The sequence below is a fragment of the Xanthomonas sp. NCPPB 3200 genome (assembly GCF_056393585.1).
This window is the reverse complement of the sequence record NZ_CM150785.1, coordinates 1,823,884-1,836,270: the sequence shown is the minus strand read 5'-3', so window position 1 is coordinate 1,836,270 and position 12,387 is coordinate 1,823,884. Positions and strand designations below refer to the sequence as shown.

The window sequence follows — 12,387 nt, the reverse complement described above, 5'->3', positions numbered from 1 at the left end:
GAATCAGCATACCGCAGCGCTGTGGTGGGCTTGTTGGCTAGCCGCCCCGCCCTCGCCTGCGCGGACGCGCCTGCGCCTGCGCGGACGCGCCTGCGCCTGCGCGATCGGGATCGGGCGCCACCGGTGACACGGCGCACGTCAGCGCAACGGGCGCGGCAATCCCGCGCGCGCCCTGCGCGTACTGCCCGGCCAGACGCCACCGGGCCACTTCCTCAGGCGGTCAATCGCCAGGCACGATGGATGCGCGCATGCCGCTCGAAATCCGGGTCGATGGTGCGCGGGCTAATTTCCTCGCACTGCGCAAACTCGGCCACCAGTTCCTCGTCCAGCTTGAAGCGGCGGAAGTTATTGGAGAAATACAGCACCCCACCCGGCGCCAGGCGCGCCACTGCCGCGCGCAACAGCCGCACGTGCTCGCGCTGGATGTCGAAGTCTTCGGCGCGTGCGGAGTTGGAGAAGGTCGGCGGGTCGCAGAAGATCACGTCGAAATGCGCGCGCTCGGCTTCCAGCCAGGCCAGCGCGTCGGCCTGTACCAGCTTGTGCTTGCTGCCGGCCTGGCCGTTCAAGGCCAGGTTGTCGGCACACCACTGCAGATAGGTGCCGGACAGGTCCACGCTGGTGGTCGAGCTCGCGCCGGCTACCGCCGCTTCCACGCTGGCCACGCCGGTGTAGCAGAACAGGTTGAGGAAGCGCCGCCCCTTCGATTGCGTGGCCATGGTGCCGCGCAACGGGCGATGATCCAGGAACAGGCCGGTGTCCAGGTAATCGAACAGATTCACCCGCAGCAGCGCGCCATGCTCGCGCACGTTGATGAACTCGTTGCGCTGCTCGAAGCGGCCGTACTTGCTGCCGCCCTTGCCGCGCTCGCGCGATTTGAGCGCCACGCGTTCGCCCGGCACCTCGAACACCTCGCGTGCGGCGGCCAGCAGTTCGCCCAGACGGCGGCGCACGTCGGCTTCGGGAATCGTCGCCGGCGCCGCGTATTCCTGCACATGCAGAAACACGCGGCGATCGCCATCGGCTTGCTGATAGACATCGATGGCGGCGGAGTATTCCGGCAGATCGGCGTCGTAGACGCGGAAGCATTCGATGCCTTCGCGTGCGCGCCACTTCTTGAACTTCTGCAGGTTCTTGCGCAGGCGGTTGGCAACCATCTGTGCGCCTTCGCTGAGCGCGGTCGGCGCCGCCAGCGGGGTGCGCCGCGGCACCGCGATCGGGTCGCAGACGATCAACGCGCATTCGATTGCGCCATTGAACAACTGGTATTTCTTGCCCGCGCGCAGGCCGGTGGCATACGCCAGCTCGGCGTTGCCGCACAGCAGGCTGGCCCGCCATTGCGGCACGGCGCGCTGCAGGGTATCGCCCAGGCGGCGATACAGCGCCGCATCGGCGGCCAGACGTTCGTCGTAAGGCGGATTGCACACCACCACGCCGGTGGCCTGCGGCGGGGTCTGCAGGTCGCCCACCTCGCGCACGCCGAACCAGATGGCCTCGGCCACGCCAGCCACTTGCGCATTTTCTTTCGCGGCGCGGATCGCATGCGGGTCCATGTCGCTGCCGTGGATCACCTGCCGGAGCGCGGCGCGGCCAAGACTATCGCGCTCGCGCGCTTCGCCCACCAGTTGCTGCCAGCCCTCGCGGTCGAAGCCGCGCCAGCGGCTGGGGAGATCGCTGCCATAGCGCTGCAGGCCGGGCGCCACGTCGGCGGCCATCAGCGCGCCTTCGATCAGCAGGGTGCCGCTGCCGCACATCGGATCCAGCAGGCCGCCGCCATCGGCGTAGGCGCGCGGCCAACCGGCGCGCAGCAACACCGCCGCAGCCAGATTCTCCTTGAGCGGCGCATCGTTCTGCGCCATGCGCCAACCACGCCGGTGCAGCGGGCCGCCGCCCAGATCCACCGAGATGGTGGCGCGGCCCTTGCGCAGCGACAGGTTCAAACGCAGATCCGGGTTGTCCACATCCACCGATGGACGCTCCAGGCCCTGCCGGCGCATGGTGTCGACCACCGCGTCCTTGATCCGCTGCGCCGCGTAACGGGCATGCGTGATCGCGGTGCCGGAGACATGCGCGTCCACCGACAGCGTGTGGCCGACGGACAGGTGCTCGTCCCACGGCAATTCGGCCACCCCGGCATACAGCGCGTCCTCGTCCGGGCAATCGAATTCGCTCAGCGGCCACAACACGCGGCTGGCCAGGCGCGACCACAGCACGGCGCGCTGCGCGTCGCGCAGGTCGCCTTCGACGTTGACGCCGGAGATGGTGGCGGTGGCCTTGCTGGCACCGAGCGACAGCAGCTCGTCGGCAAGCAGGTATTCCAGGCCCTTGGCACAGGATGCGAAGAATTTCACGTAGGCAGGTATCGATGGAGACGCTGGCCGTGGGGGCGAGCGTGGGAGCAGGACGCTGGGCCGGCGCCCGGGAGGGCAAAGCCGTGGCCGCCGCGGGCGGGGCGCAAATGGTCGGCCATCGGAGCCGGCTTTACCAGCCCGCCGGCCGGATCGCCCACCGCGCGGTTCACCACGGCGCCAGCCGCCACTGCGGCTGCGCAGTCTCCAGGCGCTGCCGCAGGCCCAGCCGCTGCAGGAAGGCGGCATCATGCGAGGCGACGATCAGCGCCCCCTGGTAGCTGCGCAGCAGCGCCTCGATCGCTTCCACCGCGGCCAGGTCCAGATGGTTGGTCGGCTCGTCCAGCAACAGCAGTTGCGCCGGCTGCGCCCGGTACAGCGCACAGGCCAGCACCGCCTTGAGCCGTTGGCCGCCGCTGAGCTGGCCGGTGGGCAGGTCGGCACGCTGTTGGTCCAGGCCCAGCAGCGCCAGGCGCAGCCGCTGCGCGTGTGCTGGCGCGTCCGGAGCTGCATCCTGCAGCTGCGCAGCGGCCGAGCGCGCCGGATCCAGCAGCCCCAGGTGCTGATCCAGGTACGCCACCGGCACATGCACCTGGCAACGCCCCGCGCTGGGTTGCAGGCGCCCGGCCAGCAGCTGCAGCAACGACGACTTGCCGCTGCCATTGGGGCCGACCAGGCCGATCCGCGGCTGCCCATGCAGCAGCAGATCCACCCGCCGCCCGCCCAGCCGTCCGTCGGCCAGCTCCACCTGCTGCAGCGTGGCCAGCTGCCGCGATACGCCGGCGGGCGATGTCGGCGCCAGGAGCGCGATCGTGGGGTCGTCCTGCACCAGCGCTGCGGCCTGCACCACCGCCTCGCTCAACCGCGCCTGTTCGCCCTGGCGTTGCTGTTGCAGCCGCCCCGCGCTGAGCTCGCTGCGCTGCTTCTGCGCGCCGAGCAGGATCGCGGGCTGGTTGGCCTGCCCTGCGGCACGCGCGCCGCGTGCCTGGCGTTGCTGTTGACGCTGCTGCTGTTCGCGCAGCGCCTGCTCACCGCGTGAACGCGCCTGTTTGCGCTGGGCCAGCAACGTGCTGGCCGCCTGCTGTTCGATGGCGCGCTGCTGTGCATAGAACGTGTAATTGCCGCCGTAGCTGCGCAGCCCCTGCGCGGACAATTCAACGATGCGCTGCATCGCATCGAGCAGGTCGCGGTCGTGGCTGATCACCAGCAAGCCACCGCTCCACGCCAGTAACTGATCCATCAGCCGCTGCCGTTGCGGGCCATCCAGGTGATTGCTGGGCTCGTCCAGAATCAACAGGTCCGGCCGGGTCAGAAACGCACCGGCCAGTGCCACGCGCGTCGCTTCGCCGCCGCTGAGCTGCGCGGCCGGTGCACGCGGATCGCGCCCACCCAGACCTTGTCGTTCGAGTTCTGCGGCAAATTGCGCATGGGCGGTCCAGCGCTCGCCGACCAGTTCAAAATCGGCGGGCGCAACGCTGCCGGCGGCGATACGGTCCAGCGCATCCAGCAGCGGCGCGACACCGGCCAGTTCGGCAATGCTCTGCCCCGGCGCCACGCGCACGCGCTGCGGCAGGTAATGCACGCTGCCGTTGCGCACGTAACGCCCTGCGCTGGGCAGCACCTCGCCGGCCAGCAGGCGCGCGAGCACGCTCTTGCCCACGCCATTGCGCCCGACCAGGCCGGTGGCGCGTTGGTCGATGTGGATGGACAGATCGGAAAATAGCGGGCTGCCATCGGGCAGCACATACGCAACGCTTTCCAGCGTCAGCGACGGACAGGTCATACGGGTCTCCATTGCATGCCAGCACACGCACCGATCCAGCCGGACCGGCAGCGGGTAAGGCCGTCATCACGACGGCGGCATCAATGGCGCATTGGACCAATCCTCAGACAGTGGGCAATGCGGCAAAGTGTAGGTCAGCCTGCGAGCCAGGCCAAATCGCAGGCGTGGCCGCGGTCAAGCCCAGCATGGCGAGCACCGGCGTTCATGGCGGTTCACGCTCCTGCAGGCCAGCACCTCGCCGACCTCCTGGCGCCCCCGGAGACCGCGGCGAGCGCTCGCCGGTACGCAATTGCCGGGATCCGGTGTCCCTGCGTCCTCAAGCCCGCGGAAACCATCCCCTGCCGACCCAGTGCCTGGCGTGGATCATGCCAAGCGGTCGCCAACGGCTGGACTCAACCCAGCCCGAAGGCCGGGTGATAGGCGACATCGGCCAGCGGCAGCAGCCGGTCGCCGAACGCCAGCGCCTGCAGCTCGGACGCCGGGACGCCGGGCAACACCAGCCCCGGTTCCACCGCAAAGCCCAGACGCCGGAAAAAGGCCGGCTCGCCCAATGCCAGGCAACCGGCGGCGCCACGCTCGCGCAAGCTGCCCAGCGCCGCCTGCACAAGGCGCGTGCCCAGCCCCTGGCGCTGATGCCCCGGCCCGATCGCCAGCGGCCCCAATGCGTACCAGCCGGGCGAATCGTCCGACAGCGACACCGGCGATACCGCCAGGTGGCCGACCACATACCCGTCGTGGTCGGCCACCAGCGACAGCGCCAGCGCGCCGTCGTTGCGTAAGGCGGCGGTCACATGCTGCTCGTCGTGGCGGCTATGTTCGTCGCGCATGAACGCGACCATCGTCAGCAGCTCGATCGCCGCAGCATCGCCATCGCTGGCTTCGCGAATCAGCACGTTCATCGCAGGCCCCGCGGCCCGCTTGTCTTCAGACCATTGCGCATCACAGGCTCTGCAACAGTTCGGCGAAGGCGCGCGCCGACGCATCCACATGCGACGCCAGCCGGTGTTCGTCGTCGACCAGCAGCAAGCGCGCATGCCGCGCCTGCGCCCAGGCGATCACCTCACCGGCCGGAATCAATTCATCGCGCCAGGCATGCACGATGGAAATCGGCACGCGCGCCGCATCCAGTGCCGGCAACGGCCCCATCCGGGTCGGCGGCACCATCAGGAACAGCCCGCGCGTGGGCACCTGCAACGACACCTGCGCGGCGATGTACGAGCCCAGGCTGGAACCGACCAGCACCAGCGGGCCCTTGTCGGCCGCCGCCCGCGCGATCTCCAGCAGGCGTTGCAGCCGGCCCTGCACGTCGCCGAGCGAACTGACATCGCGGCGTGCGTCCAGATCGGTGTAGTCCGGGCGCTCGTGGGTCCAGCCCAGCTGCCCGGCGACATCGGCCAGGGCGGTGACCTTCAGCGCATCCGGGCCGCTCTCGAAGCCGTGCGACAGGATGCAGTGACCGCGGCTCATAGCGCCTGCACCGTGTCGCCGATGCGCAGCACGCCGCCACGCAGGATGCGCGCGCACAAGCCGCCATGGCCGCGCATGGCGTTATAGCCACCCGCGCCCAGCGCATCTTCCATGCGCGAGCACGGATCGCAGGGGTCGGTGCCTTCCAGCTCGACATCGCCGATGCGGAAGCGCCGCCCCTTCAAGGCGATCAGCGGGATGCCGGACACCACCAGGTTGCGGCGCAAGGTGGCCGGCGCAATTTCTGTATGACCGGCCAGCGCTGCGATCACCGGCAGATGCTCGGCCTGGATCAGGGTCACGCCACGCTTGCCGCTGCCGCCCTTGTAGCGGTCGCCGACCAGGCCGATGCCGGTGGTGGCCTGCGCCGCGTCCACCTCGATCATGTCCACGTCGCGCGCCGGGCGCACGCCGATCCAGGTCACCTGGCCGGTCTGCGGCAGGGTTGCCATCAATTTGCCCAAAGGGCTGTCGGGATTCAAAGCCATCGTCGAATGCTAGCATCCGCCCCATGTCCGATGCCGTCCTGCCGTCGCCACCGATCACCTACGCGCCGTTGTCCTACGAATCGCGGCTGGCGCGACGCGCGCTCACGCAGATCGACATGGTGGTCATCCATTGCACCGAATTGCCCGACATGGCGATGGCGCGCGAATACGGCGAACGCGTGCTCTACGACAGCGGCACCGGCAACAGCGGGCATTACTACATCGACCGCAACGGCAGCATCCAGCAGTACGTCGCGCTGGAGCGCGTCGCGCATCACGTACGCGGCCACAACCCGCATACGCTGGGCATCGAACTGGTCAACAGCGGCCGTTATCCGCACTGGCTGGACTCGCGCCATCAGTGCATGAACGAACCGTACCCGCAGGTGCAGATCAACGCGCTGATCACGCTGCTGCAATGGCTGCAACAACAGTTGCCGTCGGTACGCCGGATTGCCGGCCACCAGGCACTGGACACCACCCAGGAAGCGGCCAGCGACGACCCGTCGCGCAAGATCCAGCGCAAGCTCGATCCCGGCCCGCTGTTTCCGTGGCCGCAGATCGAAGCGGCGGTCAGCTGGTCGCATGCACCGCGCTAGCAGCGGTGCCCCCATCGAAACAGCATTCTGCCTTCGCTGGTACAGCGCTCAACGCTCGGCTGCGCGGTAGGTCTTCTCGCCCGCATTCACCGCAAGATCCAGGCGATTTTCCGGCGATGCGATCGGGCAGACCACATGCGGCGTCAACGCGCAGGGCGGATTTTCGGCCAGATTGAAGTCGAGCACGAGCCGGCCATCGTGTGGCGGCGCGGTGTAGAGATAACGCGCGCCGCCATAACTTTCCTTGCCGCTGGTGCGATCGGCGAACAGGAAGAACAGGCCCTCCCCGTCGTCGCTGACGATCGGCTGCAAGCGGTACTCCTGGCCATTGCGCGAGAACACCGCCTCGCCCGGTATCTCGACGGTAAGCGGCGTGCCGATCGACGTCAGCAGCGTGGTCGTGCGCGGGGTGGGATACGCCTGCCAGCGCGCCTGGATGCGCCAGTGCGGATCGGTCGGAAAATATTCCAGCCCGGCGAAATGGCTCAGCAGCGGCGCTGCCGGGTCGCGGAAACGCCAGCCGAACAAGCTGCCGGTCTGCACCAGATAGAACTGCCGCCCTTCCACATCGAGGCGATCGCCCCGCTGCCCTGCGCGCTCCGGCTCCAGGCGTACGCGATCGACGCGCTCCCCGTTCAAGTACACCGGTACATGTGCGGCGGCGTCGAAGTGCACGCGGCCGTCGCCATCCAGCGTCAGCTGCCCCAGCTGCGCAGGACCGGCCGGCAATACCAGATCGCTGCGCGGATCGCTGCCCACCTGGTAACGGCCTGCGCGCACACGCCCGGAGCCGGTGTAGCTCAGCCAACCGTCGGGCGCGCGCAAGCGCTGCAAGCGCTCGGCGCGTGCACGTTCGAGTTCGACCTGATACACCGCATGGCGGTCGCTCTGTCCACGACCGGCGATGCGCGCACCGTTGGCGTCGGCGGTCGATCCCGCCGAACAGGCCGCCATCGACAGCATCGCGACGCACAGCGCGCCGACCTGCAACTGCAACCGCATGAGTCACCCAGCACTGCGAGAAACTGCGCTCCGCGCAGCGAACCTGCGTCCCCACAGGTCACCGTTCCTGCCGCCATTGTGCCTGCAATCAGGGGCCGGTCGCGACCGGGCGTGTCGCATCCTGCAACCAACCGCTCCAGGAGCCGGCGTAAACGCGCGCGCCCGACAAGCCGGCCACTTCCAGCGCCAGCAGCAGATGGCAGGCGGTCACGCCCGAGCCGCACATCACCACTGCCTGCTCGGGGCGATACGCGCCCAGCAGCGCTGACAACTCGCTGCGCAGTTCCTCGGCCGGCTTGAAACGCCCATCGCGCAGGCTCACTCCCAACGGACGACTCACCGCACCGGGCACATGCCCGGCCACCGGATCGACCGGCTCCACCTCGCCGCGAAACCGCTCAGCGGCGCGCGCATCCAGCAACCAGCCCGGCGCCTGATCCAGCCGCGCCAGGATCTGCCCGGCCTCGACCACGGCACCGCCATCGAAGCTGCTCGGGTACGCCGCGCCAGCGTGCAGTGCAGGCGGCTCGGTGCTTTCCGGCAACCCCGCCGCGCGCCAGGCGGCCAGCCCGCCATCGAGCACCGCCACGCGGCGATGCCCCAGCAACCGCAGCATCCACCATGCCCGCGCCGCGGCCATGCTGCCGTCGGCGGCATCGTAGATCACCACCTGGCTGTCCGGGTCGATCCCCCACTCGCCCAGCCGCCTGGCGAATGCCGCGCTTTGCGGGAGCGGATGCCGCCCTTGCGCAGGCTGCGACAGATCGGCCAGATCCTCGTCGAGATCGGCGTAGTACGCGCCTGGCAGATGCCCCTGTGCATAGGCCTTGCGCGCTGCATCCGGGTCCGGCGCAGTCGGTGGCGCAGCGCGCGCGTCCAGCAGTCGCAACTGCGGATGCGGCAACGCCGCGGCCAGCGTGGCGCTGTCGACCAGCGTGGTCCAGTGGGGTTCCGCACTCATGCAACCTGCTCCAGACGACGACGAAGATTGAGGAGAATGGCCGCGGTGGCGCCCCAGATGCGGTGGCCCGGCCAGTCGTATTCCAGCACGCGGCGTGGCCTGCCGCGAAACTCCAGCTCCACGCTGCGCAGATTGTCCGGGTCCATCAGATAGGCCAACGGCACCTCGAACACCTCGGCCACTTCATCCGGCTGCGGCACCGCCACGAACGCCGGATCGATCACCGCCACCACCGGGGTGACGCGAAACCCGCTCACGGTCAGAAACGGATCCAGATATCCCAGCGCATGCACCTGGCCGGCGCCGAGCGCGATTTCCTCGCAGCTCTCGCGCAAGGCCGCAGCGGCCGCATCCGCATCCGACGGCTCGACCCGGCCACCGGGAAAACTGACTTGTCCGGCATGGTGACGCAGGCTGTCGGTGCGCCGGGTCAGCAGCACCATGGTGCCCTGCGCGCGCGGCACCAGACCGCACAGCACTGCGGCCTCGGCAGACGCGCCGCCTTCGGTCAGGTCGATCAATTCGGCATGATTCCAGCCCGGCCCGTCGGGCGCGGTGTCCAGCGCATACAGCGCACGCTGCAGCTGCGCGCATTCGGGCAGCCGCGCGGCCAACGCGCGCGCGGGCAGAACCGTGTGCAGATACTCCTGACGTTCGCCGTCGCTCATGCTCATCCAGCGTGCAATTTCATCCAGGCTGCGCAGGCAGCCGACACAGTGCGCCTGCGCGTCCAACGAACATACACCGATACACGGGCTGGGCAGGCCACTGCGGTTCGAATCCGTGTCGCTCATCGCTGGCTCCCGCCGCACCGCATCCTCACGCCGTCCGTCCATCCTGTCGCGCATCCGGTGGACCCAAACGACAACGCCGGCCTGGTGGCCGGCGTTGTCACAGCAACAGCAAACGCAATTACTTGACGCTGACCAGCTTGATCTCGAACTGCACGGCAACGTTCGGCGGAAACGGGGTACGCGGGTCGGCACCGTAGGCCTTCTCCGGCGGCAGGGTCACTTCCCACTTCGAGCCGGCCGGCATCTGCAGCAGCGTGTCGCGCATGGCCTGCATTTCGACTTCGCTGACCTTGATGGCCGGGATCTGCTGCGCCGGACGGGCCTTCTCGCGGTCGCCGAACGGGAACGGACCGGCCACTTCCAGCTGCACGGTGCTGGCCTGGGTCGGCTTGGCGCCCTTGCCAGCTTCGATCACGCGGTACTGCACGCCGCTCGGCAGCGTCTGCACGCCAGCGGTGCCCTTGTTCTTCGCCAGGAACTGGTCGCTCTTGGTCTTGTTGGCAGCAGCGGCCTTGTCGTATTCGGCCTTGGCCTGCTGGGCACGGCCTTGCTCACGCTTCTGGAACGCTTCGACAGCCGGCTTCAGCTGGTCGGCGGTGATCGCCGGCTGCTTCTTGGCATAGGCGTCCTGCAGACCCTTTACCACCGAGTTGATGTCGAGCTGCTCACCGCGGCCGGTGAGTTCGGCAAGGTTGTTGCCGTAGTCATAGCCGAAGTAGTAGCTCAACTTGCCCTTCTCGGACGTCGTGTCCTGGGCCAGTGCATTGCCCGTCAGGGCCAGGGCCGCCACAGCGACCGCGATAGAACGCAACTTCATCAAACAATTCTCCAGGGTGGTGGCACAGGACGGGTCTGCCGCCTGAGATGACGCGCTAGGATAGCGGCCGCGATAGCGAACCGCTACTTATCACGAAAGCTATGACCAGCAAGGCTTTCGGAAGTTCCGCATTTACTAATTTTTTACGTTCGTAAGGATTTCCATGTCCAATCACGTCATTCTGATCGCCGACCACGCCAGTGTACGGACGATCACGGTCAATCGACCGGACAAACTGAACGCCTTGAACCAGGAAACGCTGCAGGCGCTGGATCACGCCTTCGCCGAGGCAGCGAGCGCGGACGACATCCGCGTGGTGATACTGACCGGTGCCGGCCCCAAGGCGTTTGTCGCCGGCGCGGACATCGCCGAAATGCGCGATCTGTCGGCGATGCAGGGCCGCGAGTTCTCGCTGCTCGGCCAGCAGCTGATGCGCCGGATCGAGCGCATGCCCAAGCCGGTGATCGCCATGGTCAATGGCTTTGCACTCGGCGGCGGGCTGGAGCTGGCGATGGCCTGCCATCTGCGCATCGCCGCATCCAGCGCGCGCCTGGGGCAGCCGGAAATCAATCTTGGCCTAATCCCGGGCTTCGGCGGCACGCAACGGCTGTTGCGTCTGACCGGGCGAGCGGCAGCGCTGGAACTGTGCCTGCTCGGCCTGCCGATCGATGCTGCGCGCGCGTTCCAGTTGGGTCTGGTCAATCGCGTGGTCGAGCCGGAGGCATTGCAGGACGAAACCCTCGCCCTGGCACAACGCCTAGCCGCCGCCGCACCGCTCGCGCTGCGCGGCATCCTGGATGCGGTGGTGTTCGGTGGCGAATGCGCCATCGAAGAAGGCCTGCAGCTGGAAACCGCGCAATTTGCACTGTTGTTCGCCAGCGACGACATGCGCGAAGGCACCGGCGCCTTTCTCGAAAAACGCCCCGCACACTTTCTCAACCGCTGATCGGCCTGCCATGACGTTCGACCCCACATCGGCACCACGTCCACTGGCCCTGCAGCTGTTCGACTGCGTCCACGCCGACGATCTCGATCGTGCGTTGGCACTGGGCCTGATGGAGTACCGGCCCGATCCACGCGACGACCTGCTGGATCCGGCCTGCCCGCAACTGAGCGCGGTGCTGCTGGCCGCACAACAACGGCTACGCGACGCCTGGGCAGCACGCGACCGCTACCGTGCACGCGCCGCGCGCCTGCAACGTCGCGCTGCCGAACGCGATGCACGCCGGACGCCGGCAGCGGCGCCCAGCCAACCGGCGGCCGCTGCATTACCGCCGCTGGCTGCGGCCATCCTGGCGCGCGCCAAGGCCAAGGCCGCTGGTGGAGCACAGCCATGAACGCGATCCACGTCACCGCGCCGGCACGGCGCGGCAGCAACATGCGCAAGCCCGAAATACAGGAGATGTTCGCGCGCCTGCGCGAGCTCAATCCGCACCCGACCACCGAACTGGAATACACCACGCCGTTCGAGTTGCTGATCGCGGTGCTGCTGTCGGCACAAGCCACCGATGTCGGCGTCAACAAGGCCACCCGCAAGCTGTACCCGGTGGCCAATACCCCGCGCGACATTCTCGATCTGGGCGAAGAAGGGCTGAAGCGCTACATCGCCACGATTGGCCTGTTCAACGCCAAGGCCAAGAACGTCATTGCCACCTGCAGGATTCTGCTGGAGCAATACGGCGGCGAGGTGCCGCACGATCGCGCTGCATTGGAGGCCTTACCCGGCGTCGGCCGCAAGACCGCCAACGTCGTGCTCAACACCGCGTTCGGCGAGCCCACCATGGCGGTGGATACGCATATCTTCCGCGTCGCCAACCGCACCGGTCTTGCACCGGGCAAGGACGTGCGCGTGGTCGAGGACAAGCTAGTCAAGGTCATTCCTGCCGAGTTCCTGCACGACGCACACCACTGGCTCATCCTGCATGGCCGCTACGTCTGCAAGGCACGCAAACCCGATTGCCCAGGCTGCGTGATCCACGACCTGTGCCGCTACCGCGACAAGACCCCCGCACCCGCCGAAAGGCCGATAACAGCAAAAGGCTAACGCGCGTCTCAACAACCAACCAACCCGCAAACCGACGGCCAAGCAATCACGCCGGCAAGGCCAGCGTGCGCTTTTACGAATCCCAAA

The 12,387-nt window shown here is 68.0% G+C and carries 14 protein-coding genes; 4 read left to right on the top strand and 10 right to left on the bottom strand.

The features are described from left to right. Nucleotides 1-212: 212 nt before the first annotated feature. From rlmKL to AC06DU_RS07925, 6 genes are all read right to left on the bottom strand, one after another. Complete coding sequence (rlmKL, locus tag AC06DU_RS07950) at nt 213-2,348, bottom strand: bifunctional 23S rRNA (guanine(2069)-N(7))-methyltransferase RlmK/23S rRNA (guanine(2445)-N(2))-methyltransferase RlmL (RefSeq protein WP_228912403.1); 2,136 nt, start codon at nt 2,346-2,348, stop codon at nt 213-215. Beyond that, nucleotides 2,345-2,536 carry a hypothetical protein gene (locus AC06DU_RS07945; protein ID WP_081008586.1) on the bottom strand — a complete coding sequence of 64 codons (192 nt, stop codon included), beginning with the start codon at nt 2,534-2,536 and terminating at the stop codon, nt 2,345-2,347. Before AC06DU_RS07945 ends, rlmKL begins: the two co-directional genes overlap by 4 nt. Beyond that, nucleotides 2,515-4,128, bottom strand: coding sequence for an ABC-F family ATP-binding cassette domain-containing protein (locus tag AC06DU_RS07940; RefSeq protein ID WP_478203990.1), 1,614 nt, complete (start codon nt 4,126-4,128; stop codon nt 2,515-2,517). The genes AC06DU_RS07945 and AC06DU_RS07940 overlap by 22 nt, the downstream gene beginning before the upstream one ends. Before the next feature lie 392 nt (nt 4,129-4,520). Beyond that, the gene (locus tag AC06DU_RS07935) at nt 4,521-5,027 is read right to left on the bottom strand and encodes a GNAT family N-acetyltransferase (protein ID WP_478203989.1); all 507 of its coding nucleotides are present in this window, start codon (nt 5,025-5,027) and stop codon (nt 4,521-4,523) included. A 40-nt stretch (nt 5,028-5,067) separates the two neighbouring features. Beyond that, a complete protein-coding gene (locus tag AC06DU_RS07930; RefSeq protein WP_054592279.1) occupies nt 5,068-5,595 on the bottom strand; it encodes an alpha/beta hydrolase in 528 nt (175 codons plus the stop codon). Beyond that, a complete protein-coding gene (locus AC06DU_RS07925; RefSeq protein WP_102252204.1) occupies nt 5,592-6,083 on the bottom strand; it encodes an MOSC domain-containing protein in 492 nt (163 codons plus the stop codon). Before AC06DU_RS07925 ends, AC06DU_RS07930 begins: the two co-directional genes overlap by 4 nt. Before the next feature lie 23 nt (nt 6,084-6,106). Between AC06DU_RS07925 and AC06DU_RS07920 the strand changes: the two genes are divergently transcribed. Next, entirely contained in the window at nt 6,107-6,682 is a 576-nt protein-coding gene (locus AC06DU_RS07920; RefSeq protein ID WP_115043289.1) for an N-acetylmuramoyl-L-alanine amidase, read from the top strand. A gap of 48 nt (nt 6,683-6,730) precedes the next feature. Here AC06DU_RS07920 and AC06DU_RS07915 read toward each other — a convergent pair whose 3' ends face one another. The 4 genes from AC06DU_RS07915 to AC06DU_RS07900 form a co-directional block, all read right to left on the bottom strand. Further along, nucleotides 6,731-7,684, bottom strand: coding sequence for a DUF1684 domain-containing protein (locus tag AC06DU_RS07915; RefSeq protein ID WP_184434147.1), 954 nt, complete (start codon nt 7,682-7,684; stop codon nt 6,731-6,733). 88 nt (nt 7,685-7,772) lie between these two features. Next, a complete protein-coding gene (locus AC06DU_RS07910; RefSeq protein WP_478203987.1) occupies nt 7,773-8,645 on the bottom strand; it encodes a sulfurtransferase in 873 nt (290 codons plus the stop codon). Then, on the bottom strand, nt 8,642-9,439 hold the full coding sequence (locus AC06DU_RS07905; protein WP_039511746.1) for a CoA pyrophosphatase: 798 nt from the start codon (nt 9,437-9,439) through the stop codon (nt 8,642-8,644). The genes AC06DU_RS07910 and AC06DU_RS07905 overlap by 4 nt, the downstream gene beginning before the upstream one ends. Nucleotides 9,440-9,557: 118 nt before the next feature. Beyond that, a complete protein-coding gene (locus AC06DU_RS07900) occupies nt 9,558-10,256 on the bottom strand; it encodes an FKBP-type peptidyl-prolyl cis-trans isomerase N-terminal domain-containing protein (RefSeq protein WP_016902469.1) in 699 nt (232 codons plus the stop codon). 163 nt (nt 10,257-10,419) lie between these two features. On the opposite strand from AC06DU_RS07900, the gene AC06DU_RS07895 reads away from it, so the two are divergent. The 3 genes from AC06DU_RS07895 to nth are packed head-to-tail and all read left to right on the top strand — an operon-like array spanning nt 10,420 to nt 12,300. Then, on the top strand, nt 10,420-11,202 hold the full coding sequence (locus tag AC06DU_RS07895) for an enoyl-CoA hydratase-related protein (protein WP_054592283.1): 783 nt from the start codon (nt 10,420-10,422) through the stop codon (nt 11,200-11,202). Between the two features lie 10 nt (nt 11,203-11,212). After that, on the top strand, nt 11,213-11,593 hold the full coding sequence (locus AC06DU_RS07890; protein WP_024940433.1) for a hypothetical protein: 381 nt from the start codon (nt 11,213-11,215) through the stop codon (nt 11,591-11,593). Continuing rightward, on the top strand, nt 11,590-12,300 hold the full coding sequence (gene nth / locus AC06DU_RS07885; RefSeq protein WP_054592285.1) for an endonuclease III: 711 nt from the start codon (nt 11,590-11,592) through the stop codon (nt 12,298-12,300). The genes AC06DU_RS07890 and nth overlap by 4 nt, the downstream gene beginning before the upstream one ends. The last annotated feature ends 87 nt before the right edge of the window (nt 12,301-12,387 follow it).